Source organism: Paenibacillus wuxiensis (assembly GCF_040195695.1).
GTDB lineage: Bacteria > Bacillota > Bacilli > Paenibacillales > Paenibacillaceae > Paenibacillus_B > Paenibacillus_B suaedae.
Genome location: NZ_JBEFZI010000003.1, coordinates 382,823 through 407,491, shown reverse-complemented (window position 1 = coordinate 407,491; position 24,669 = coordinate 382,823). Strand labels below are relative to the sequence as shown.

Here is a 24,669-nt window from a genome sequence, read left to right as displayed (position 1 = left end):
ATCATGGCAAAACGAAAGTGGATCATAGGCCTGATCGTCCTTGCAGCTATATTCGGTTATGTGATTGTTCGATTCTTGTCTTCCACACTTGCAATCGAACGTCTAGTTGGGCAGCTGGAGACGGGTACAGACGCAGGGCAGCAGCAATCGCTTAAGCATGTAGTGCTTATTGCACAAGAGCTGGATAATCCCTTCTGGCGCACGGTGGAGCAGGGGGCGAAGGAAGCGGCTGCACAGCGGGATATGGAAATCGAATATACCGGACCCATACGCATTAACCCGTCGGAGCAGATGAGGCTGCTGGCCAAGGCCATTGCCTCCAAGCCGGATGCCATTTTTACACAGGGGATCAATGAGCCACGGTACAATGAACTCGTAAGCAGAGCAATGGATCAAGGCATTCCGGTTATAACGGTGGATTCGGATGCACCGGACAGCAGACGGTTCGCTTATGTCGGAACAGATAATCGAGCGGCTGGTGTACAAATGGGTGCATTGGTCGTTCAAGGCTCAGCATACAAAGGGAAAATAGGCATCATCTTAGGCAGCGAACTGGCTGACAATCAACGGAAGCGGCTGGAGGGATTCAGATCCATCATCGATAAAGCTTCAGGCTATGAGATCGTAGAAGTGCGTTCATCGAATATTTCTCGCATCGAGGCAGCGAAGCAGACGAAGCTTATGCTGAGCGAGCATCCGGATATACGAACGATTATCGGGTTTAGTGCGTGGGATGCCGCGGGGATCGTGGAGGGATTGCAAGCTGCGAATAAGGGGAAGATTAACGTATTTGGCTTCGATGATGTAGAGGCAACTAGGCGTGCGATTGCTCACGGAGACATCGTGGCAACGCTCGTGCAGCAGCCAAGGGAGATTGGCGCCGAAGCAGTATCCATTCTGCAGCAAATATTTGCGGGCGAGCCGTACGCAGCAACTCAATATACAAGTACTAAGGTTTTGGAACAATGATGAATATAAGGAAAAAGCTATTGATTTTCATTCCGGCGCTGCTCGTCTTGAGCAATGGCGTCTCCTTTTTCGTCTTCCAGAGTGGAAGAACCGTACAGCAGAGCTATAATGTCATGTTGGAGCGGGTATTGATGTACAGGCAAATTGCAACCCAAACCGACAGCAATCTGCGTGCCTTGAACATCTATTTGTTAGATCAAAGCGATCGATCGCGCGAAGAGTATCTTCGTGAGGCGCATAGTCTGAAGTTGATGAGAGATCAATTGACGGAGCAAAAAAAGAATGCTCCATCCGCCGGAGCGGACGTGCGTAATTATCGCAATCTGCTGAACACGTATATCGAAGAGGAAGCAGCCGTGCTAGAGGCGTGGGGGGAAACGAGCTCTCTGCGTTATGTGCCGCTGTATGAGGAACTGGAAGCGACGGCAGGGTTCATCCGAGAAGAAGGGCATCAATTGATTGATGCGGAGCTTCGTTATTATCAGCCCTTCTACCGGCAGATCTTCACGCACACAGAAGCGATGAATCTATGGGGAATCGGACTTTTTATTATCAATACGCTGCTAAGTATCATGCTTGCCTATTGGCTATCGCTCGGCATTACCGAGCCAATTAAGAAGCTGGTTCATGCAGCGAGAGCAATTTCCCGCGGCAACTTGCAGACGAAGCCTCCACAAGTGGAGGGCAGCAGTGAAATTCGTATGCTGTCTGAGGCGTTCGGGCGCATGCAGGATGATCTTCTGCAGTTGATTGAAAAGGATAAGGCGAACTTGGAGAAGGATCGGCTCGTGAAGGAGCTGGAGCTCAAGGCGCTGCAAAATCAAATGAACCCGCACTTTCTGTTCAACTCTCTTAATGTGCTTGCCAAGCTTGCCTTGTTAGAAGGTGCGGAACGAACTAGCGATTTAACTGTGTCGATGTCTAACTTGCTCCGCTATAATCTGCGCAAGCTGGACCAGCCTGTACCGCTCCGAGATGAAGTGGAGCAAGCGAAGGAGTATTTCACGATTCAGCAGGCTAGATTCCGTGATCGAATCCAGTTTGTTACCCATATTGATGAAGCAGCCTTGGACGTGCTCGTTCCTGTGCTTACCCTGCAGCCGATTTTGGAAAATGTATTTGTTCATGGCATTGAAGGCATGGAAGCAGGAGCGGTTGTAACCTTGTCCATTGAACGTGTACCGAGCGAGGTGCGAATCTCGATTGCAGACAATGGCAGCGGCATGACGGAAGAGACGCGCAGCGCCCTGCTTCGCATGGATGCAGAACCAGCAGATTCCCGATCAGGGGGACAATCTACAGGACTTGGAACGTACAATGTATTTAGACGATTAGAACTGTACTATGGCAGAACCGATCTGGTGGATATTCAGAGCGAGCCCGGAGAGGGCACAACCGTCTTGATTCGAATACCGGACAAGGAGGAACACAAGGGGCAACAGGATATTGGCAGGATAATGACTCCTCGATAATTGGAGGTATCCTTACTAACATGTGAATCAGAAAGGAGGGAGAACATGTATCGATTGCTAATCGCTGATGATGAGGCATTAGAGCGGGAGGGCTTGGAGTGGATTATTACGAAAATGATGCCGGATACCTTCGAAGTTATTCATGCAGACAATGGCCGTACAGCAATTCAGAGGGCCGACGAGCATCGCCCTCATATCGTCATGATGGATGTCCGAATGCCAGGCATACAGGGATTGGATGCCCTGAAGGAGATTAAGGAACGCCATCCACTCGTCAAAATGGTGCTCGTTACTGCGTATGAATATTTCGACTACGCGCAGCAGGCACTATCTCTTGGAGTGAAGGAATACTTGGTGAAGCCTGCAAAGCGGGATCAAATTGTAGCTGTGCTGCAGCGTCTGGTTGATGAGATTCGGGATGAGTGCGGGAAGCGTGACGAGCAACTTGCCATTCGGGATAAATTTTATCAACTGCTTCCCATGGCTGAGACGGAGCTTGCCCTTGCCTTAATGGCGGATCAAGTTCATAAGGCAGACGCCTTGCAGCTTGCTGATATTTTGGAGCTGTCGCTCGATCGAGGGTATGCGCTAGTGGTTGCGATGAATGGAATGAAGTCTGCTGCGGGCCAATCATACGAAGACGAGAAGCAGTTCGCGATCGACGTATCGAAGAGTATATTGAAGGAGCAGGTAAAGGAGAGACACAGCTGGATCGTCAGTCCGATTGTGCATGAACATATGGCTGTTTTTATTTTGGGCAAGGGAACGGCAGAGGCTGGTTCTATGCAAGAGGAAGTGCAGGGCATCGGATCAGAGCTTATCGCAGCTTTGCGCAGACAATGCGGTCTTGAAGTTACGGTCGGAGTTGGGACGCTTCAGCGGCACGTTGAAGGAATACGGCGTTCCTATTATGAAGCAGTGTTTGCCTCGACGTATCCAAGTTCGTGGGGGAGTCTATGCCGATTCGAGGAACTGCAACTGCCTGCAAGTAATGCTTCTTGGCTGCCTGATGATCGGGTTGAACGAGGAACATCTGCTGAGGGAGCGTATGTAGAGCAAGCAATTAAGCGCATCCGTGAGGAACGTGAACAGCAGACATGGAATGTGGTCGATCGTGCTGCTGCATACATCGTAGAGCGATATCAGGAAGAGTTGTCTCTAGAGGAAGTAGCGGACCATGTCCACTTGAATCCGCATTATTTCAGCAAAGTATTCAAGCAGCAGACAGGAGAAACGTTCATTGATTATGTCACGCGGCTGCGGATTGATAAAGCGAAGGCACTCATCTTGGATGGGCAATTCAGCCTGAAGGAAGTGTGCTATATGGTCGGCTACAAAGATCCGAACTACTTCAGCCGTGTGTTCAAGAAGGTAACGGGCGTAACGCCAACCGAATATCGAAGTACGGAGAACTAAGTCCATGCCCATATGTCGGCATGGACTTTTTTGTCCTCCAAGACAAGAATGTGCTAGTTTGTGGCCAATGTTTGGAATCCGTGCGAGCAGGGAACGATATTATGCTGATGATCCGCAAAGAAGTGAAGGGTTTCATCAGCATGATCGGACTAGCTGAATGTTATAATGGAGCTCCAGTCTTCATTGATTTTACTCAAAGGGGTATAAAATTATGAGTACGCAACAAGGCGAACACAATCAAATAAATATGAAGTATGTTACGCTCGTATCGATTGTAGCCGCACTCGGAGGCTTGCTGTTTGGATTTGACACTGCTGTTGTCTCTGGTGCAATCGGTTTCATGAAAGAGAAGTTCGGCCTGTCCGAATTTCAAGTCGGCTGGGCAGTATCCAGCTTAATTGTAGGATGTATCGTCGGGGCGGCAAGCACAGGCATACTGGCTGACAAGTTCGGCCGAAAAAAGGTGCTTATCGCAGCTGCACTGCTGTTCATTGTTGGTACAGCAGGTTCTGCAATTCCAGCAACATTCTCGGGTTATATCAGTGCTCGTATTGTTGGTGGTCTCGGAATTGGTATTACATCTACACTCTGCCCGCTCTATAATGCGGAGATCGCGCCTGCGAAGTATCGAGGCCGACTCGTTGCTTTGAATCAGCTAGCGGTTGTAACAGGTATTTTCCTCGTCTATTTTGTTAACTTGGGCATCGCTGGCGCAGGTGATCACGCTTGGGGCGTGGAGAATGCATGGCGCTGGATGTTCGGTGTAGGAGTTATTCCGGGCGTCCTGTTCTTGGTTCTCCTGTTCTTCGTACCAGAGAGTCCAAGATGGTTGATTACACAGGGTCGGGCAGCAGAGTCTCTGCCAATCCTGTGCAAAATTCACGGCGACGAGATGGCACGCAAGGAAGTATTGGACATTAAGGAGTCGTTCAAGCAGGAGAAGGGATCTCTTGCGGACTTGTTCAAGCCAGGTCTTCGCTTGGCGCTCATCGTAGGTGTCGTACTGGCAGTACTTCAGCAGGTAACAGGGATTAATGCGGTTATGTATTACGCGCCGGAAATCTTCAAACAAGCAGGTGCTGGAACGAATGGCGCACTGATACAGACGATTCTGGTCGGATTCATTAACTTCGTGTTCACGATACTGGCATTGTGGTTGATCGATAAGGTCGGCCGTAAAGCATTATTGATCGTCGGATCATCCCTGATGGCGGTATGCTTGCTTGTGATCGGGTTTGCGTTCCATACAGGTCATACCTCTGGAATGCTGGTGCTTATCTGTATTCTGGTGTACGTTGCTGCCTTCGCGATATCGCTTGGTCCAGTAGTTTGGGTCGTGATGTCTGAAATCTTCCCGAACCATATTCGTGGCAAGGCTACGGCGATTGCATCCATGATGCTGTGGGTAGCAGACTATATCGTGTCCCAGTCGTTCCCGCCGCTGCTTAGTTCCGCAGGGCCAGCTATTACGTTCTGGATATTCGGCATATTAGCGTTGTTCACCGTTCTCTTTAGTTGGCGCGTCGTACCCGAAACAAAGGGGAAATCGCTGGAGGAGATCGAGAATATGTGGACGCAGTCCAAGGCTTAATCGTAGAGATTGTTGCATCTTATAGAACCACTCTATATCCGCTGAAGCGGGTACGGAGTGGTTCATTTGTTATTTGTCCATGTATAAAAGAGACGCGTTAGTCTATCTTTTGCTACTTCTTATTTCGGATTACGTTTCCTTTTACCTCGCCAATTTTTACTTCTCCGTTTCCGGACTGTGTAATCGACGCATCTTTTCCCACGCGGTTAATATCTAGGCTGCCGTCTCCGACATGTATATCCGCTGAGCCGTCTATTTGATCGACCGCAATATGCCCATTGATATTATTTATGGATATATCCGAACCGATGTTGCGAACCGTGATGTCACCGTCCCGATTGTCGATTTCAAGCGAGCCGGATAGGTTTGATACTTGAATCTCACCGTTGATATTGTCAATCTTGGCGCTGGACGATACATCTGAGATGTGGATACTGCCGTCCCGATGAGCCGTAATGTCTAGTTGAAGCTGCTTCGGTACTTTGATGTCTAAGTTCACTGCTCCCGATCCCATAGCAAGGAATTGGCCCCCGAATCTCGCATCCAAGTAAGCATTCTCGTTGCGCGCTTCCAGCGCAAGCTCCAATTTGTCCATGCTGATTCCGTTGGCTATAGCTAAAGCTACGACTTCGATCTTATCCGAATCGGTGCTCCCGGAGATCTGGATTTCTCCATTTCGGTGGTCAATGATAAGCTTAGCCAGACTGCTTGCTGGCAATTCCAGTTTCTTTGTCGAGGTTTCTTCTTTCGCTCCGCAGGCTGTAATTACTAACAATAACGCTAGCAGCACAATGCTTCGTATTATCTTTATTTTGTTCATAGTTACCCTCCTTTTCCGTATAGGAAATGTTCCAAACATATTGATTTGTCATCATGAAGTGAAGTTAACCCCGCATCGGATGATGTGGTTATTCTCGAAATTCACATTTCAGACCACATCGCGCTTAACGAACAAGGGGTACGAGACTAAATGCATGATCGCGAGATGGAGCCCGATCAACACGAGGGAGAAGCCTAACGTCACCCCATCTACAGAAGGGTTCCCATATACGAACGGCGTAAGGTCAGTGTGGGAGAAGATGAAGTATTTCGTCCAGGCCCAGCCGTCCATCGCGATCGCGATAATAAATCCGGTTAGCGATACGAGCAGGGAAATCATGACAGAGAAGGTCGTGCTTCGAAAAGCGGCAGAAATCATGAAAGCAAGCGTAATTGCGATCAGCAAGAAGGGAATATTGAGCACATATTGCGCCAATAAAGCCTGCAGCATCGGAACTTCTCCTACGGTTTGATCTTTGACATAGAAATAGCTGTCCACTAATCCATCGAAGCCGAATATAAAGCCTCCAAGGAGGAGGGAAACGAGTATGCCGGCTGCGGATAAGAGTAGTCCGAACAGGATGGCGGCGATGTACTTGGACAAATAAATCTTGGTTCGGCTGGCCGAACGGGTCAGCAGCAGCCTGATCGTACCAGATACAAATTCGACAGCCACGATCTCACCGGCGATAATGACGGAAATGAGCGACGCCGCAAATATGATATTTCGTACCATGCTCACTGCAAAGCTCCATGCATTAGGGCTAGGCGGAATGTCATGTTCCAAATAATATTGATTCAGCACGATATGTTGCTCGGCCTGCTTGATTTCAATTTTCAGCGCGTTCGGCTTGGCAGCTTCCTTGCGGAATTGCACGTTCTCTTGTTCGAGCTGCGCTCTCCAGTTATCGTTTGCAGCAGCACTTCCAGAAGTTTTTAAATTCACAATTTGGAGGAGCACGTACAGCAGAACGATAGCAATCATTACCCACGTACGTCTCCGTTTATAAATCTTCATGTTTTCATTGCGAATGAATGGAATCAATGTTCTTCCCCTCCCGTTATCTCCATGAACTTGTCTTCCAGCGTCTTCTTGACCGTGTGCACGCCGTACACATTAATTCCGGATGCCATGAGCTTGCGGCTAATCTCCGGGATACGCGTCTTGGCGATACGAACTTGTATGTGCCGTTGATCGGTCGTGATTTCATCGCCGGACATGATCGATTGCAGGATCTGTACCGCTAAATCCGGTCGGTCGATTTCAAATCTGACCTGCGTTCGTTCGTCATCTACCATATCCGATATCTTTTGAATGCCGACCAGCTTTCCTTTTTGTAAGATCGCAACGCGGTCGCACATCATCTCCATTTCGGACATAAGGTGGCTGGAGATCATAATGCCCACGCCTTCTTTTTGCGCCAAATGCTTCAAATGGCCTCTTAGCTCGCGGATACCAGCTGGATCGAGTCCGTTCGTCGGTTCATCGAGCACAAGTAGGGAAGGCTTGTGGACGAGCACGACAGCAAGACCTAGGCGCTGCCGCATACCCAAAGAGTAGGTGGCTACTTTATCGTTGATGCTGTGCTCCAATCCGACGAGTGCAATGACTTCGCGGATTCTTGCTTCTGTCACGCCGGGCGTCATACGGGAGAAGTGAACCAAATTGTCATAGCCGGATAAATAGTTGTACAAATCCGGATGTTCCACGATTACGCCTACATGCTTCATGGCTTGTTCAAAGTGTGCATGAGCGTCCGTACCGTCAATCAGCACTTGGCCTCCTGATTTGGACATGAGGCCGACGATCATTCGAATCGTCGTCGTTTTCCCTGCGCCGTTCGGACCGAGAAGCCCTAAGATTTCTCCTTTTTCCATATTCAGCGTCACTTGATCGACAATCGTCTTGTTTCCTATTTTTTTCGTGAGATCACGAATTTGCAGCAGCGACAATGCCTACCACTCCTTTTATTAGCAATTGGAATGAGATATAATTTTCCGTAATCTAGCGGATCCATCTCAGCCAACCTCACCCTAACAGAACGGTTGTCATAAAGCCGAGTGACAAGGGGTAATAACCTTGTATGACAAGGGAAGCCGAGCTTGTTCAGGCAGTTTGTCACTCATTTCAATAAGGTTGAACGGAGTTGTACATATGAATTTTCTTATCAAAAATCGGTGGTCATGGCAGGACTGGGCTATGCTCGCCATTCGCAGCCTCTGGGTCGTCGCCGTTATCATATTGATGTATCAGGATCAGCCTGCCTTTCCTTTTTGGCTGGTGTTTGTTCCTCTTTTGCTGTGCAATCTTGTTCCCTTTTTATTGGTAAAAGGTCGCTACTATCGATATTTGATCGCAGAGTGCTTGTTTGCTGGCGGAGTATCTTTATTTCTTGCTTACGATCTTGGCTTAACAAGACTATTCCCGCCGGCTCTCTTTACGATCGCGTTCTATAGTCGGAGCCGGTTCCACTGGTGCTCGCTGCCCGTCGCAGCGACGCTGTTCGCGTTGAGCGCAGGGAATTCCGTCAACGCGTCGTTGTCACACCCTGTCATATGGCAAAGCTTATTCGATGCGCTTATCTTCTACGTGGCAAGCTATGCGCTGCAAAAAGGAGCCCAAGCGATCAATGCCATCAAGCAGAAGCTTGCGCTGATCAAAGAGCAGTATACGATTTTGGAGCAGTATTCCTCGCAAATTGAAAGAATGACACTATTGGAGGAACGTTACCGTATGGCTCGCGAACTGCATGATACGATCGGTCATACCTTCACTTCCATGATTCTGGGGATGGAGACATTGAAGTCCCATATTCACTCGAGTGAGGGAGAGGCCAAGCTGCAGGGCATGCTCAAGCTGGCACGATCGGGTCTGGACGACATTCGCCGTCAGGTTCATCAGATGGATCCAATCGAGGAGGCGCTGCCTCTGGATCGATCGCTGCTTCAGATAATAGATGAATTCAAGACGAACACTGGGGCTCGAGTTATATTCCGTACGATGGGCGAGCCGTACCCTGTGATGAAGCAGGCCAAGCTTGCCTTGTATCGCTGTCTACAGGAGGCGTTAACCAACGCCAGCCGGCATGGGCAGGCCAGTACGATTCAAGTTCTGCTCCAATATGATCAGGCGCAGGTGATGCTACAGGTGCAGGATAACGGCAAGGGCGATGATCATCTCCAATATGGTTTCGGTCTGACAGGCATGAAGGAGCGACTGGCCCCATTGCAAGGTAAGCTCTATATCCATTCGCAAGCGGATGCGGGCACGATGGTAACGTGTACGCTCCCGAATCCATCTCATGAAGGCGGACAGAAAATCAAAATTTTATTGGCGGACGATCAACCTTTGATCCGTGAGAGTCTGAGATTGTTGTTAGGAGAAGAACAGGATTTTGAAGTAGCGGTTGCTGGAGACGGCAAGCAAGCGATCGAGCAATGCGAGAAGGATCGTCCCGACATTGTATTAATGGACATCAACATGCCGGAAATGGATGGGATCACGGCTACAAAGTCATTGAAGGAGACGTGGCCTGACATTCGGATCATCATGATTACGACCATAGAGGATGTCTCTCTAGCGTCTGAGGCACTGCGTATTGGAGCGGAGGGCTACCTGTTGAAATCGATACACCCCAAGGAATTAGCCGCAACGATTCGGCTCATATATGGCGGGGGAACAATGATATCGCAGGATGTGGCTCATCAATTGTTCCAATACCAGACTGGGGGTAAGGCACTGAATCCATATGAGCTGACCGAACGGGAAATCGATGTTCTTCGGTGCTTGACGGAAGGGCTGCGCAACAAGGAAATTGCGCAGAGGCTGCATCTGTCGGAAGGAACGATACGCAATTATATCTCATCCATTTATCTGAAGCTGCAAGTAAGCGGCCGTGAAGAAGCGGTAGAGAAGGCAATGGTTGAGTGTCTGACTTAACGATATGTGAGAACTTGAAGTTAAAATTGAACTGGTGGAAACAGCGATTTCTTAGGAGGGATTCATTTTGCAGGAGCTTTTTAATGAAATGATGAAAAAAGATGTAAAACCGTTTCTTTCAAGTCACGGCTTTACGAAGAAGAATTTGAATTTCTATAAAACCAAAGAAGATCTCGTCTACATGTTCAATTTTCAAAAATCCACTGGAAGTGCATTACACCATGTCATGTTCTATATCAATTGTGGCATTTACTCAACTGAATTGGCGCAATTACAGTCCAAGGAGATAAAAACAGCACCAAAGGAATCCGAGTGCCATTACAGATCCAGAATAGAAGAGATCTCTACAGCTGCTCCAGATAGATTTTCAATAACCCTTGATACGAATATGGGTCAGTTCAAGAAAGAACTTCTGCAATTTTTAGGGGAGGTCATAGATTTCTTTGAAACAATGACAAGTGCTAGATCAATCGCTGATCAATATATTTCCAAGTCATCGCTACATTTGAGCGAAGAGATATTTCATTTATTATTGCAATCTAATGATATCTTAGCAGCTAAACATTATTCGAGGGGACTACAAGTAAAATATGGGTCAGAAAATAGATGGATCATATTCGATAAGAAATATGAAGATATTTTCGGGAAATATGGAGTGGAGTTTGAAAAGCTATAAAAGTAGGAACTCTGTCGCGCTGCCGAAGCTGCCTAATGGGGGGATGACACCGCTTTACGGAAACCGTTGCTTGTTTAAGAGCCTGAGGTTCCGTTGGGTCCTCTAATGAGTTAAAAAATTATAGGGAGCTGCCCCAGCGAGTAGACGAGCCACTTGCAGGACAGCTCCTTATTATTGCTGCATTACTTTTGAATATGGAAAATAAGCTCTTGTCCGTTCTTCACAGGCTCTTGCACCAGTGTATAGCCGTGCTTCACCACTTCTTCCGGTACGTTCTTGAAGGCGGCTGGACAGTCAGCAATTACTTGCAACACTTGTCCTTTCTCCATGTCCTGCAATGTCTCTAACGTGTAGATAACGGGATATGGGCAAGGTTCTCCTCTAAGATCCAATGTGAAATCGATCGTCATTATTTTGCATCTCCTTTTTTGAATCCGACGCCGAAGCGGTAATTTTTTTGCCAGTAGCTAGCTACAGCATAACCGATTGCAAGCAAAACTAGTGTGACAATTAGCGCCCAAGCCGGGCCCATCACAGAAATAAGATTGATCTTCGCTCCACTCTTCACGAGCAGGTCGAATACGCCAAGATGATCCCAAGCGTACGCAAGCGCAGTAGCGCCAATAATGTTGCCGATGAATACAGGCAGGAAGATCACTTGTCCTTCCATGAGGCGGTACATCATCCCTGTCTCGCAGCCGCCTGCAAGCACGATGCCAATGCCGAACAGGATGCCGCCGACGAATGTGCTTGGTGCTGCCATTTTCGTAATCGGATCGACGCCGTTCACGAGAATAACGATGAGCGTTAGGACAGAGCTGATTGCCATCCCGCCGATAATAGCCTTGGTCATCGTTGCGCGCCCGCTAATCCACAGATCGCGGAAAGCGGAGGTGAAGCAGATCTGTCCTCTTTCAATCAAGATGCCGAAGGCAGCCCCGAAGATGGCGGCAACGCCGAGCATCGTCTTGCCTGCTAGGAAGAAGTACACGATAAGTCCTGTATAAGCCAGTGCAACAAGCCCGCCGATATAAGGCTGAACTTTTCTTGTTTGTTGAATAGTAGGCGCGGCATTCCCTTTTTGCAGGATCGGCTTGCCTTTCCACCACTTGGTGCTAACAATTTTCACCCCTGCATAGGTACCGATGGCTGTTGCCACCATGAAGATCCAAGCATGGAACGAGAATTGCGGCACGCCTGTGAAGAAGGCAGCCAAGTTGCAGCCAAGCGCGAGCCGTGCGCCGGCACCTGCGATAATGCCGCCAATCAGGCCCTGTACCAAACGCCGCTTTTGTTTCGGCATGCGAATTTTGAAGTTGTTGCTGAATAGAATCATGATGAGTGCGCCAATGAACATGCCCCACACGATCCAGCCGTCCGTGCGCTCGAATGTCGAGCCCTTCATTTGTATCAATTTGAAGTAAGCCCAATCGGAGATATCGACACCGAATAACTGGAGGATGTGTCCTCCAAAGCGCGTAAACTCGCCGGTGACGGCCCATACCGTGTTGGTAATGCCGAAGTACAGCGCGCTGAGTACGCCTGCGATGCCGATGGCAACGTAAGGGCTCCAGTAGTTGGTGAACAGCTTGCGTAATGAATCTTTCATTTTTCCCCTTACCCCTTCAATCCCTCATAGTTAAAAGTGAGAACCCGATCTAACTATATGGATTTGTTTGTGTGCGGCAATTCACATCCGATCACGAGATGAGATGCAAATAAAACCATTCTCCATTTTACTACAAACTGCTTACTAGCGGGGGGAATTCGGGATGATACTTTTTTACCTCATATGGAAATTGAAAAAAAATGATCATGACGTGTCACAAAATGAGCACCTTATCTGTCTTAGCTTATGTAACCAAAATTAAGATGAGGTGAATGGAATGAAATTGCGCTTTAACTATCGAACGGCAAATGCCCCTGCTTATCAAGCCATGCAAGTTCTGGACAAATTCGTCAGTGGTACACTTGATCCGGTGCTTCTTGAACTCATTAAGATACGAGCTTCTCAAATCAATGGCTGCGCCTTCTGCATCGATATGCACACAGCTGATCTGATGAAGATGGGTGATCATACGAACCGCATCATGCTGCTCAGTGTGTGGAAGGAAGCACCGGTATTTACTGACAAAGAAAAGGCTGTTCTGGAATTAACGGAATATGTGACAGAAATAGCTGATGCGGGTGTGCCTCAGTCGGTTTATGAGAAGGTACGAGAGCATTTTAATGAGAAGGAATATGCAGATTTGATTCTTGCGATTGCGACGATTAACTGCTGGAACCGCATTGCCATTTCGACAGGAATGCATCCAGGATGTTTCGATAAGTAGGGAGGAGCCTTGCGCTCCTCTTTTTCTTCTTTACTCGATGGATCAGAATAGCTTTGGAATGATAGAATGGGGGGCAAAGGAGTGGGAACATGGATGTAAAAGAGCTCCATTCGCTTCATGCACAGGAAGCTGATCCTGTTGAACAATTGTATCGCAGCTATCGAACTTTAGCGTTTTCCATTGCATATCGGATGCTGGGCACGGTGTCTGATGCGGAGGATGCCGTGCAGGATCTGTTTGCAGATATGGTTGGCAGGAACTTGGACGATGTCAGGCATATCAAGGCGTATATCGCCAAGTGGATGACGAACCGATGTCTGAATGTGCTGCAATCTTCCCATAGAACGAGGGAAACGTATTTCGGCGAGTGGCTTCCAGAGCCTATCGTTGAACAAGGAGAGCAGCCTGATCAAGTAGCGGAGCGTGTAGATTCGTTGTCCTATGCGTATATGGTCATGCTTGAACGGATGACCCCGATGGAGAGAGCCGTATTTCTGCTGAGGGAAGTATTTGAATATGAGTATGACGAAATCGCCGATACTGTTGGTAAGTCGGCTTCCAACTGTCGTAAAATATTGAGCCGCGCCAAGGAGCATGCGCGAGAATATTCCCCTTCTGCCAGCCAAGATACGGATGCTAGGCGGACGCTTATCTCCAAGTTCGTTACTGCCTTTCAGCAATATGATATGGAGGCATTGTTGTCCTTGCTGTCAGAGGACGTACGACTGACTACCGATGGAGGAGGCAGAGTCCATGCTGCCATGCGGCCTATTATAGGCAGAAGCCGAGTACTGAGATTGCTCACTTCTCCTAAAGCGTTCGTGGCGCTGCGAAGTTGGGATTTATCCTTCACTATGGTAAATACGAGCATGAATATGGTGTATCGGGAGCAAGGGGTTGTGAAGGCGGTATGCTGCTGTGAGTTAACGGCTGAGCAAGATCGCATAAGCAACGTTTATGTTATATTTAACCCGGATAAGTTGGATCATATATCGTTGCAGAAGGAGCAGGAGGAATGATGGTGACACTGGACGAAGTCATGGCTAAGCTGGAAGCGATGGGCACAGAGAAAACGAAGAAAACGTTCCTCCGACATGGGGCGCAGGAGCCGCTGTTCGGTGTAAAGATCGGCGATCTGAAGAAGCTGGTCAAGGAGGTTAAGAAGGATCAGCAGCTTGCGCGTGCGCTGTTCGATACAGGGAATAGCGATGCGATGTATTTGGCAGGGCTGACGGTCGATCCATCTGTAATGACCAAGGAACTTCTGCAATTATGGGCACAGAAGGCTTCATGGCATATGATTGTAGAATGTACGGTAGCTGGCGTGGCTGCGGAAAGTCCGTATGCTCTCGAATTAGCCCGTGAGTGGATGGCATCCAAGGAAGAGCCGATTGCGACATGCGGCTGGAGCACCTATCTGCACTATATCTCGATTACTTCGGACGAGAAGCTGGATATCGAAGAGTTGAGGAAAATGCTCACGCTCGTCGAATCGACGGTTCATCAGGAACGCAATCGGGTGAGGTACGTTATGAACCAATTTGTCATTGTAGTGGGTTCGTATGTACTAGCTCTGCATGATGAGGCAATACGAGTGGCAGAGACCATTGGCAAGGTGCAGGTCAATATGGGCGAGACAGCTTGCAAAGTACCGGAAGCAGCGGCCTATATCCGTAAAGTAGAAGCCGCAGGCAAGCTCGGCGCTAAGCGAAAGACATGTATATGTTAAGGTGAAGCACAGGAGACGAATTCCTGTGTTTTTTTTGTGATTGGCTTCAAATATATTTATCGCAAATAGAAACATTTACCTTTTTACATACGTCCAATGATCCGAATGAGTAAGGAGGGGAAGCATGAATTTATTTGCTAAATTTAGGTTCGCTAAGATAGTGGGAACCATTGCAATCGCGTTCATCGTTATGGGAGCAGCGATAGGACTAGGGGTACATGCAGCTCAGGCGGCAAATTGGGAGATTTATGACAAGGGAGAGCACGTATTTTTACCCGAAGGGCCAATCGAGCAGGGTGGAGTCATTATGGTGCCGCTTCGTCCGATTGCTGACCGATTTGGCTACCAGGTGAGTCTTGCGTCAAAGGATAAAGTAGTAGCCCAAGGCGGAATAGTCGGGAAAGTGTTATTCACAGCGGGCAGCACGACTGTCCGTGTAAATGATGCAGCAGACAAGCAGATGGAGAAACCAGCAGTTTTCATTAACGGCAATCTGTTCATTACGATGGAAATGGCGGGTTATTTGACCGATATCGGTTATTCCGTTGTACCCGGAACATCCTTCATTCAGCTTCGGCCTATTGAGGGAGATGCGCTTACGCATATTCAGAAGCAGTATTGGCATGTGCTGAATAATAAGCAGAATATACAGTTTATGAATAATCAGGGAGAAGTCTTGCTGAACTCGGAATACGGCGGCCATGTGGACTTTGGTTATGATGAGCTTACTCCGGTCATGGATGGTTATCAGTATGTTGGATACATGGATCGCAGTGGCAAGCTGGCTATTCGAGCGCCGTATTATCGACTTGATTCTTTTTCCGAAGGACTAGCAGCATTCAAAGAATTACAAAAGATCGGCAATGGGTATCAAGTGAAGTACGGCTACTTGAACCGTACAGGGAAAGTTGTCATTCCTGCCAAGTATGATCACGGTTATAGCTTTTCCGAAGGGTTGGCCAAAGTCGTACTGAACGGAAAAACATTTTACATCGATCATAATGGCAAGACGGTGATTGCACCAATACCGAATAGCGTTAGTACCGATCCATTCCATGAGGGATTGGCAGCCGTCACTGTTTTTACTCGATCCAATGGAAAGATCGAGCAGAGAACTGGATTTATTGATACGACTGGCAAGTTCGTGATACCACCTATGTTCGATTATGCCGGATATTTTTCTAATGGAATGGCGATGGCGGTTGCTGAAAGCGGCAAGAAGAATGGCTATATAGACAGAACGGGAAAATGGATGCTTACGATGCAAGATGCAGATCTCTACCCTTTTCAAAATAGATTCGCACAGTACTATGATCGGAAGTCCAAAACAACAGGCTTAATCGACAAGAAGGGGAAAAAGCTGCTGTTTCCTAATGCCAGCAATCTCTCCGATCTTTCTGAGGGGCTTATTCGCTTTCAGCGCAAAGGCTTGTATGGCTATATGGATGTGAACGGGAAGACGATTATTGAACCTCAATTTAAGTATGCCTCCACCTTTGAAGGCGGGATCGCCCAAGTGGAGTTACAATCACCTGATCCCAACCATTCGATCCATGCATGTATTAACAAGACGGGAGAAGTGATTTGGAGGGATGACGCGAAATAAGCTTGAGTGTTGACTTCGAGTGAACTCGAAGGACTACAATACAGCCATCAAGGAAGAAGCAGCTGAAGGAGAGATGGCTTGTGTGGAATATCAAGATGACTGTAACTGAATATGGAGGGCCGGAAGTACTGCAGGCTATGCAAGAACCGCTGCGTACACCCGAAGCAGGCGAAGTTCGCGTGAAGGTACAGAGTGCTGGCGTTGCGCTTGCAGATATTATGCGCAGGGAAGGTCTGTATCCGATGTCGCCTGAGGTACCTTTTGTTCCTGGATATGATGCGGTTGGGATCGTTGATGCAGTTGGAGCTGGCGTGAACGACTATGCAGTAGGGGATCGCGTTGCTGTATTTTTTAACGGAACAGGTGGATATGCATCGCATGTGTATGCCCAAATGGAGGATGTTGTTCTGATCCCTGCGGCAGTAGATGCTTCAGAGGCGGCAGCTTGTATGCTGAATTATGTGACGGCATATCAGATGCTGCACCGCATCGCGAATGTATCGGAGGGGGAACGAATCCTTATCCATGGCGCGAGCGGTGGTGTAGGGACAGCGTTGCAGGACTTGGGGCGATTGGCGAAACTGGAGATGTACGGAACAGCCTCGGCAGCGAAGCATCAGGTTGTTGCAGGGTATGGCGCGATTCCGATAGATTATCATGCAGATGACTTCGTTGAGGTACTTGCTAGCATCGCTCCTAAAGGAATGGCTGCCGTGTTCGATCCGATTGGGGGCTCCAATTGGGAGCGTTCCATGCGGACGTTGAGTTCGAAAGGGCGCTTTGTCGGTTACGGCTACACATCTGTACTTGAACAGGGACATAATAACAACTGGGTGAAGGATTGGATGGGGGCGGCTGCCCGCGGAACAACGGAGAGTGGGAACCCTGTGCACATGTATAGTATTACTACGCTAAAGAAGGAACGATTGGATTGGTTCCGTGAAGATGTGCAGGCCGTCATGTCCCTGCTGGAAGCGGGTGAGATCCATCCGCTTATCTCTCATCGGATTCCGCTGCGAGAGGCAGCTCGCGCGCAGGAACTGTTGGCAGGAGCTCATTCTGTCGGGAAAATCATTCTTGTGGAAATTGCGTAATTGAGTCAATGGGAAGGAGCTGATAAAGGGATGTACTCCATTGGGGAAGCAGCACGAATAACCGGGGTATCTGCCTATACACTTCGATACTATGAACAGATTGGCCTCCTTCCTAGTCCTCAGCGTCAGGGTGGGAAGCCGGAAGGTGTGAGGCAGTATAGCGATCAGGATTTGAGATTCATTCAATTCATCTATGGACTGAAGCAAACGGGCATGAAGCTGGAGGACATTGCAGCGTTTACGGAGGATGGATGTCTATTGTCTGGTGAGCGTCTGCCGCATGATATAGAAGATACACTGCACAAACGAATGGACATGCTTGATCGTCATCTTACGCGACTTAACGTGCAGATTGTACAGCTGGAGTCTGTCAGGAAAACTGCTGAAGAAAAAAGAAGAATGTATGATGAACTGCTGCATGAACAGCAGAAGAGCACGAACAATCGAAAGGACTAACCTTACGTGGCTAGTCCTTTTCCTTTTATTCGCTCATATTTTATGGATAACTGTCTAAACTCTCTGAATAACGTAAACTTCGTGAATTTCTTGATTACGACTCCAGCAGTTTTTGTCTCAATGCTTGTACTTTCTCCTCTGACAATCCAATCGCCGCTAAATAACGCTCTGATCCTCCATATGCTGCATGCAGATGTTGAAGCATCATCTCCATGTTGCTAGGATCGCATCCTAGGAGCCGTTCATATAAGTCTGCGGGCATTCCTTCCGGTCGGCCGGCGCGCAGCTCGTCCATAATAGGGAGGAGACATTCAGCTGTCATCGCATAATCTTCAATAATGGTTGTATGCGGTACACCTGCCAGATCCAGCAGCAGGGCAGCAACCATACCTGTTCGATCTTTCCCAGCTGTACAGTGGAAGAGAACGGCTTCCTCAGAAGGATTAGCAAGAATTGCGAATATTCGTAGGAATGCACCTTGGCTATTGTCCAGCATACTGACATACAGATCGCCTAGACTGTTAACTTGAGGTTGGTTCGTTGTCGCTGGATTCAGGAGATCGACATTATGATAGGCAACATTGTCGGAATCAGCGAATGCATCCTTGGCAATGCTCACTTCTTGCGCGTGGCGCAAGTCGATAACCGTATGAATTCCGCGTTCTAGCAATAGCTTTTGGTCGCGCTCGGTCAGCTTGTGCTGGCCATCGCCGCGATAGAAGCGTCCCCATTGGATTTCACGTCCTTCTTTGGTCTGATACCCCCCAAGGTCACGTACGTTGCAGGCGCCTTCCAAGCTGATGACTCGTTCAGTTTGGTTTTGCTTCGGCTCGAATTGATTGTTGTCTTCGCTCATTGTTTCTATCCGCCTCTCATGAAGTAGGTAAGTCTATGCTATCATAGACAACAGGAAAGAAACAAAAGCAGAAATGGGCAATACAAACGAAGCCGACAGACATTTATAGCAGCAATGAGGTGTCTTTATGAATATTACATTGGGCCTGTTCGCCCATGTGGACGCAGGGAAAACGACCTTTGCCGAGCAGGTGCTGTATCATACGCGAAGCATACAGCAGCGGGGACGAGTAGATAACAAGGATGCATTTCTGGATAGCCATGAGATTGAGAAGGAACGCGGCATCACGATATTTGCGGATCAAGCCGTGATGACATACAAAGGCAACACCTACACACTTATCGATACACCCGGCCACGTCGATTTTTCCGCGGAAATGGAGCGGGCGATACAAGTCATGGATGTGGGTGTCATCATTGTAAGCAGTGTGGAAGGTATTCAAGGGCACACCGAAACGGTATGGAAGCTGCTGCAGGAGCGGGGAGTGCCAACAGTCTTCTTCTTGAACAAAATAGATCGAGTGGGCGCGAATGCAGATCAGGTCATCGCAGATATCCGCGAGAATTTGACCGCAGATATCATCGACATGACGTCTTTTGATCCGGATCAGGGTCTGAGTGAAGAGATCATTGCCTTCATGGCGGAACGGAATGATCAGTTGTTCGAGCTCTATATGGAGGAGGGCTATGAGCAAGAAGTATGGCTGAGGGAGATGCGGCATATGCTTGCCGAGCGCAGATGGTTCCCTTGCGTATGCGGTTCGGCGCTTCAGGATGTAGGCGTGCAGCAGGCTTTGGAGCTTATCCATCAATTCGTACAGACTGAATATTGCACGACGGGGGAAATGGCGGGACTTGTGTATAAAGTCCGCTATGATGATCAGGGAACTCGTACGACCCATATGAAGGTCACGAGCGGGACGTTGTCTGTTCGGGATGAAATCCGATATGGAACAGAAGCGGATACCATCCTTGAGAAGATTACATCGATTCGTATCTATAATGGGCAGAAGGCGCAGAATGTCGAGCGAGTAGAAGCAGGACAGCTATGTGCGGTTACGGGGCTTACGGCTGCTTCTGCAGGAGTGGGTGTCGGCGCCTATAAGGACACTGCTATCTATCATATTGTACCTACACTCAAGTCTAAGGTTATCTTCCCAGCCGAGTTGCACGTGAAGGAGGTGCTGGCTTGCTTCCACCAGTTGGATGCGGAAGATCCTGCTCTTCGTGTGCAGTGGGATGAGCATGTTCAGGAGATTCACATTCACGTCATGGGTGCTATTCAACTGGAAGTGTTAGCGCGGATCGTGAAGGAACGATTCGGCATTACGGTATCATTTGCGGATCCTGAAATTCTCTATAAAGAAACGATACGCTCTACCGTGAATGGATGCGGACACTTTGAACCGCTTGGGCACTATGCAGAGGCACGCTTGCGTATGGAGCCTGGAGAACGAGACAGCGGCATTCAGGTGTTCAACGAGTGTCATCCCGATGAGCTTGGCGTCAATTATCAGAATTTAATTATGCAGCATTTGCTGGAACGGGATCACCATGGGCTGCTGACGGGATCGCCGCTAACGGACGTGCGGATTACACTGCTGACAGGACGAGCACATAACCGCCATACGAGTGGCGGGGATTTCCGAGAGGCTTCTTTCCGTGCGCTGCGTCAAGGGTTGGAGCAGGCGGATAACGTACTGTTGGAACCGTATTATGACTTCAAAATAACGGTGGATACGGATGATATGGGCAAGGTAATGGTGGATGTGCAGAAGGCGCATGGTGCACTTGAACCCCCTGCATTTATCGGCAATAAGGCGGTCATCACAGGGAAGGTTCCGGTCTCCACTTTCATGAACTACAGCACGGAGCTTGCCGCCTATACACAGGGCAAAGGGATGCTTCAGCTTCTATTCGGCGGATACGATGAGTGTCATAATGCGGATGAGGTGATTACACGCAAGAGCTACGACAAGGACGCAGATCCGGCCTATACATCCTCTTCCATCTTCTGTGCCAAGGGACAGGCGTATCGAGTTCCATGGGATGAGGCAGATTCCCATATGCATAGTGAATAACATAGCTAATAACGGAGCTAGAATTTTTGTGCATCAGACCTACGTGCACAAGGAGGATCGTCCCCATACGATCGCCAGTCTAAGCGTTTATTTCCGTACTACCATAAAGAAAGGCTGTCCAACAGAATGGGGAATCTCCCAACTTGGACAGCCTTCTTCCGTTCCTCTATTTTAGACAGAACGCGTGAAGCAATTATTCAGCGCCTTGCTGTTCAAACAGCTTCACAATTTCAACAATGACCTCTGTAGCCTTCTGCATATTATCGACGGACACATATTCATAGCGGCCATGATAGTTCTCTCCGCCTGTGAAAATGTTCGGTGTAGGCAGTCCCATATAAGACAATTGTGAACCGTCTGTACCACCGCGAATCGGCTTGATATCAGGCTCTACGCCAACGTTCTTCATCGCTTTGTAGGCAATGTCGACTATGTGCTTCACAGGTTCGATTTTTTCACGCATATTGTAATACTGATCCTTCAGCTCAATGCTGACGCGTTCAGCTCCATACTTCTCCTGCAAGCTCTTCACGATGTTCTCCATGTTCTGCTTGCGAGCGTTAAAGTTGTCTCGATCGAAATCACGAATAATGTAGCGCATTTTCGTCATCTCTACATCGCCGCTAATGGAGGACAGATGGTAGAAGCCTTCATAGCCTTCTGTCGATTCAGGAGCTTCCTCTACAGGCAAGCGGCTATTGAATTCCATTGCGATTTTCGCTGCATTGACCATTTTGTTCTTGGCCGTACCCGGGTGGACGTTCTTGCCCTTGAAGGTCAAGGTAGCTTGAGCAGCATTGAAGCTCTCATATTCCAACTCGCCAAGCGGGCCTCCGTCTACCGTGTACGCATAACGAGCATTGAAGGCTTCTACATCGAAGCGATGAGGGCCTCTGCCGATTTCCTCGTCTGGAGTGAAGGCAACGCGAACCTTCCCGTGCTTGATTTCTGGATTGCGAATCAAGTACGCCATCGCTGTCATAATTTCAGTAATGCCAGCTTTATCGTCTGCGCCGAGCAGTGTTGTGCCATCTGTTGTAACGAGCGTATGCCCGATGTAATTATGTAGTTCAGGGAAGTCCTTTGGCGAGAGAACAACGCCTTGTGCTTCATTCAGCACGATGTCCTTGCCGTCGTAGTTCTCAACCAGTTGAGGATTTACGCCTTCGCCCGATAGTTCGGTAGCCGTGTCCACATGGGAGAGGAAGCCGATTGTAGGAATGTCCTTGTCTGTATTGGCAGGAAGCGTAGCCATGACGTAGCCGTTCTCGTCCATTGTCACTTCTTCCATGCCGAGTGTCTTCAGCTCATCCACGAGCAGGCGAGCCAAGTCGAGCTGTCCAGGTGTGGAAGGGCAAGTTTCGCTGTCGTCATTGGATTGGGTATTCACTTTAACATAGGATGTAAAGCGTTCAATTAGTTCTTGTTTCACGACATTTCACCTCTGAATAGTAGCGTATCAATCTCCTTTCATCTTACCACGAATAGCAGGACTTTACCCTATTTGTGGCAGCGTCCCCTTGGAACATGTTTAAGAAGGGAGGGGGTGCCATTCCAACTTCTCATGAACCCTCCCTATTTTTGAATGGGGATGTGAATCCATATTGTCGACTGTGGATGGTGTGGTCCATAGAAGTCACGTCCATATACCTCGAAGTCTGCCCGATCATCGAGGCGAAGCGGTGTGTTGTTCAGCCATGTTCCCCAGATGTAATCGTAGGTGCTCCGGAGCTGCTGGGTAGTACCCTGATGCTTGAAGACAGCATAGGTACCGGCAGATATGGTGTACGACCGCATGCCGTGCGGAATGTCAGCAATACGCTCCACGGCGAATCCAGCCATATGCCCAAAAGTCGAATGCTCCGTGATGTCTCGGAACCTGACATCTTGTTGGGGTGGACATATTCCGTAGCTTGTGAGTTCCGACGTCAGAGCGCGAATTTCATGACGACGTTGAAGTAGTTCCTTCCACAGTTCCGGTATCGTATTGTGATCGGGAGAGACAGCCCCACTAACTCCTACGACATGAATATCATTCACGATTTCTGTGATGCTTGGGACAAGGCTAATGGAGTCAAGCCGATGCTGCAGGCGATCGCCCAGCAGTGTATCCTTCTCGAGGAAGATGGGACGTCTGCTGCGCTTACGGAAACTGCCTGGCGTTATGCCGAAGACCTGCTTGAATGAGCGGGAGAAGGCCTCTTGGGACTCAAATTGAAACTCTAAGGCAATGTCCAATATGGATCGCTCACTCGACAGTAAGACTACAGCAGCTTCGGTTAGTCTACGCTTGCGAATGTAGTCACCGAGTTTCTCCCCTGTCATTGCAGCAAAAATACGATGAAAATGATAGTATGACAAATGGACAGAGGTGGCTACACGCTCTGCATCCAGCCGCTCTGTCAGATGCGATTCGATGAATCGAATCGCTTGTTCAATCTGTTCCTTATAGGTTTGCATAACCGGATCACCACTTATTTCATTTGCCAAAAATCAGGTGCATAATCATGATGATGTATCGATATCTGCACATGATCTACTGGCATTTTCCCGCCTACGGGCACAGTATACCATGGATTATCAATTGGAGAACCAAAGCATATATTGATCGTTCGATCATCCAAGTCGAACAGCATGGAACGCAATGTGCCGAACCACTGGTTGTAATTATGAACAGCCAAGCCTTGCGGGTATTCAGTTGAAACTAATGATTGCAGATCCTCCATCTTTACAGAATCAGGCCGCTCCAGGAACTGCTGCAAGATGTGCTGGCGGACAACCGAATGATTCAATTTGCCGGGCTCCAATTGCTCAATATCCGCGAACAGCGGATGGTTCGTGGCTGCGATATAAGGAGTTTGGTTTGTATCGCCTACCTCGCGAATTGCTTTGTGTCCGTCGAAGGTTTCGACCAATGCTGCATGGCCATGCGGGTCGCAGATGATGAGATTCATGTTGGATGCAATCGGCATCTCCTTCACGAGATGCAGGGCTTCGCTGACGTTGCGGCACTGTTCTAGTAAAGCTCGCACGACTGCCCAGAATTGCAAGCCGCTAGCTCTAGGAGGTCTCATACCGGGTGCATTGCCGACAGGCATGCCGCAAGCAGAGAAGGTGACGCATAGTCCATGCTCATTCATGCCTTCTGTTCTGCCGAACAGAAATACGGAAAAGCCAGTATGCCTATACGCCTTCTCAATGGATGTAGAGCATAGCCTCATATCATCCACATTGGGGGAGAGATCGTAATTGCGGAGCATGTACGTGTGCCCATTCTCGGTTTTAGCTGGAAGGATAGCACAATGGCTGCATCCTGAATGAAGCGCAGAGCTGGCATAATAAGAAATCAACGACGGCGGCACTTCTAATGCCGCACAGAATCCGTCAATCTCCTCCGTTATTCCTGGACAATATTGTTCAAGCAGTGCGGCTGCTTCTTTCCATTGATCCTCAGGTAACGGCTCGTTCAATAATATGCCTTGCAGAAAGTGAGGATGCCTCTTCGCAAACTCTCCTTGCTGGTACCCCGCCTCAAAACGCGTTCCCTCGATATAAGAAAAATAGCCTTGGATTTGCTGCATACATAAATCCCCCTTCATGACATTGTTAGCTCTTGTTCTAGTGTAGCGGGA

General features: G+C 48.6%; 22 protein-coding genes. 13 read left to right on the top strand and 9 right to left on the bottom strand.

Features of this window, described 5'->3' with window-relative positions:
• Positions 1 to 3: 3 nt before the first annotated feature.
• From ABN764_RS08095 to ABN764_RS08080, 4 genes are all read left to right on the top strand, one after another.
• Positions 4 to 969 carry a substrate-binding domain-containing protein gene (locus tag ABN764_RS08095; RefSeq protein ID WP_446671523.1) on the top strand — a complete coding sequence of 322 codons (966 nt, stop codon included), beginning with the start codon at positions 4 to 6 and terminating at the stop codon, positions 967 to 969.
• A gap of 20 nt (positions 970 to 989) precedes the next feature.
• Positions 990 to 2,441 carry a sensor histidine kinase gene (locus tag ABN764_RS08090; RefSeq protein WP_446671522.1) on the top strand — a complete coding sequence of 484 codons (1,452 nt, stop codon included), beginning with the start codon at positions 990 to 992 and terminating at the stop codon, positions 2,439 to 2,441.
• 45 nt (positions 2,442 to 2,486) lie between these two features.
• Entirely contained in the window at positions 2,487 to 3,857 is a 1,371-nt protein-coding gene (locus ABN764_RS08085) for a response regulator transcription factor (protein WP_315746525.1), read from the top strand.
• Between the two features lie 211 nt (positions 3,858 to 4,068).
• The gene (locus tag ABN764_RS08080; protein ID WP_446671521.1) at positions 4,069 to 5,448 is read left to right on the top strand and encodes a sugar porter family MFS transporter; all 1,380 of its coding nucleotides are present in this window, start codon (positions 4,069 to 4,071) and stop codon (positions 5,446 to 5,448) included.
• A gap of 112 nt (positions 5,449 to 5,560) precedes the next feature.
• Here ABN764_RS08080 and ABN764_RS08075 read toward each other — a convergent pair whose 3' ends face one another.
• The 3 genes from ABN764_RS08075 to ABN764_RS08065 all read right to left on the bottom strand — a co-directional run bounded on the left by ABN764_RS08075 (position 5,561) and on the right by ABN764_RS08065 (position 8,220).
• Entirely contained in the window at positions 5,561 to 6,268 is a 708-nt protein-coding gene (locus tag ABN764_RS08075; protein WP_446671520.1) for a DUF4097 family beta strand repeat-containing protein, read from the bottom strand.
• Between the two features lie 108 nt (positions 6,269 to 6,376).
• Entirely contained in the window at positions 6,377 to 7,312 is a 936-nt protein-coding gene (locus ABN764_RS08070) for an ABC transporter permease (protein ID WP_446671519.1), read from the bottom strand.
• Complete coding sequence (locus ABN764_RS08065; protein ID WP_446671518.1) at positions 7,309 to 8,220, bottom strand: ABC transporter ATP-binding protein; 912 nt, start codon at positions 8,218 to 8,220, stop codon at positions 7,309 to 7,311. The genes ABN764_RS08070 and ABN764_RS08065 overlap by 4 nt, the downstream gene beginning before the upstream one ends.
• Before the next feature lie 202 nt (positions 8,221 to 8,422).
• Between ABN764_RS08065 and ABN764_RS08060 the strand changes: the two genes are divergently transcribed.
• Both ABN764_RS08060 and ABN764_RS08055 read left to right on the top strand, forming a co-directional pair.
• Complete coding sequence (locus ABN764_RS08060) at positions 8,423 to 10,207, top strand: response regulator (protein ID WP_446671517.1); 1,785 nt, start codon at positions 8,423 to 8,425, stop codon at positions 10,205 to 10,207.
• Between the two features lie 67 nt (positions 10,208 to 10,274).
• The gene (locus ABN764_RS08055) at positions 10,275 to 10,883 is read left to right on the top strand and encodes a DUF4304 domain-containing protein (protein WP_446671516.1); all 609 of its coding nucleotides are present in this window, start codon (positions 10,275 to 10,277) and stop codon (positions 10,881 to 10,883) included.
• 182 nt (positions 10,884 to 11,065) lie between these two features.
• On the opposite strand, the gene yedF is transcribed toward ABN764_RS08055, so the two are convergent.
• Both yedF and yedE read right to left on the bottom strand, forming a co-directional pair.
• A complete protein-coding gene (gene yedF / locus ABN764_RS08050; RefSeq protein WP_021257372.1) occupies positions 11,066 to 11,293 on the bottom strand; it encodes a sulfurtransferase-like selenium metabolism protein YedF in 228 nt (75 codons plus the stop codon).
• A complete protein-coding gene (gene yedE, locus ABN764_RS08045; RefSeq protein ID WP_174809079.1) occupies positions 11,293 to 12,492 on the bottom strand; it encodes a selenium metabolism membrane protein YedE/FdhT in 1,200 nt (399 codons plus the stop codon). The genes yedF and yedE overlap by 1 nt, the downstream gene beginning before the upstream one ends.
• Positions 12,493 to 12,769: 277 nt before the next feature.
• Between yedE and ABN764_RS08040 the strand changes: the two genes are divergently transcribed.
• The 6 genes from ABN764_RS08040 (at position 12,770) to ABN764_RS08015 (ending at position 18,101) form a co-directional block, all read left to right on the top strand.
• The gene (locus tag ABN764_RS08040) at positions 12,770 to 13,216 is read left to right on the top strand and encodes a carboxymuconolactone decarboxylase family protein (RefSeq protein WP_446671515.1); all 447 of its coding nucleotides are present in this window, start codon (positions 12,770 to 12,772) and stop codon (positions 13,214 to 13,216) included.
• 89 nt (positions 13,217 to 13,305) lie between these two features.
• On the top strand, positions 13,306 to 14,235 hold the full coding sequence (locus ABN764_RS08035; RefSeq protein ID WP_446671514.1) for an RNA polymerase sigma-70 factor: 930 nt from the start codon (positions 13,306 to 13,308) through the stop codon (positions 14,233 to 14,235).
• A 2-nt stretch (positions 14,236 to 14,237) separates the two neighbouring features.
• Positions 14,238 to 14,945 carry a DNA alkylation repair protein gene (locus tag ABN764_RS08030; protein WP_446671644.1) on the top strand — a complete coding sequence of 236 codons (708 nt, stop codon included), beginning with the start codon at positions 14,238 to 14,240 and terminating at the stop codon, positions 14,943 to 14,945.
• A gap of 124 nt (positions 14,946 to 15,069) precedes the next feature.
• Positions 15,070 to 16,551: a WG repeat-containing protein gene (locus ABN764_RS08025; protein WP_446671513.1), complete on the top strand. Its 1,482-nt coding sequence runs from the start codon at positions 15,070 to 15,072 to the stop codon at positions 16,549 to 16,551.
• A gap of 80 nt (positions 16,552 to 16,631) precedes the next feature.
• The gene (locus ABN764_RS08020; RefSeq protein ID WP_446671512.1) at positions 16,632 to 17,645 is read left to right on the top strand and encodes a medium chain dehydrogenase/reductase family protein; all 1,014 of its coding nucleotides are present in this window, start codon (positions 16,632 to 16,634) and stop codon (positions 17,643 to 17,645) included.
• A complete protein-coding gene (locus ABN764_RS08015) occupies positions 17,646 to 18,101 on the top strand; it encodes a MerR family transcriptional regulator (RefSeq protein WP_446671511.1) in 456 nt (151 codons plus the stop codon).
• Positions 18,102 to 18,195: 94 nt separating this feature from the next.
• Here ABN764_RS08015 and ABN764_RS08010 read toward each other — a convergent pair whose 3' ends face one another.
• Entirely contained in the window at positions 18,196 to 18,957 is a 762-nt protein-coding gene (locus ABN764_RS08010) for a tyrosine-protein phosphatase (RefSeq protein WP_446671510.1), read from the bottom strand.
• Between the two features lie 127 nt (positions 18,958 to 19,084).
• Here ABN764_RS08010 and ABN764_RS08005 point away from each other — a divergent pair, with 127 nt between their 5' ends.
• Positions 19,085 to 21,037 (top strand): GTP-binding protein, encoded by a 1,953-nt coding sequence (locus ABN764_RS08005; RefSeq protein ID WP_446671509.1) that lies wholly within the window; start codon positions 19,085 to 19,087, stop codon positions 21,035 to 21,037.
• Positions 21,038 to 21,230: 193 nt separating this feature from the next.
• On the opposite strand, the gene pepT is transcribed toward ABN764_RS08005, so the two are convergent.
• From pepT to ABN764_RS07990, 3 genes are all read right to left on the bottom strand, one after another.
• Positions 21,231 to 22,469: a peptidase T gene (pepT, locus tag ABN764_RS08000; RefSeq protein ID WP_446671508.1), complete on the bottom strand. Its 1,239-nt coding sequence runs from the start codon at positions 22,467 to 22,469 to the stop codon at positions 21,231 to 21,233.
• A gap of 143 nt (positions 22,470 to 22,612) precedes the next feature.
• The gene (locus ABN764_RS07995; RefSeq protein WP_446671507.1) at positions 22,613 to 23,497 is read right to left on the bottom strand and encodes a GyrI-like domain-containing protein; all 885 of its coding nucleotides are present in this window, start codon (positions 23,495 to 23,497) and stop codon (positions 22,613 to 22,615) included.
• A 14-nt stretch (positions 23,498 to 23,511) separates the two neighbouring features.
• Positions 23,512 to 24,618, bottom strand: a complete 1,107-nt coding sequence (locus ABN764_RS07990; protein WP_446671506.1) for a C45 family autoproteolytic acyltransferase/hydrolase — start codon at positions 24,616 to 24,618, stop codon at positions 23,512 to 23,514.
• Positions 24,619 to 24,669 lie beyond the last annotated feature (51 nt).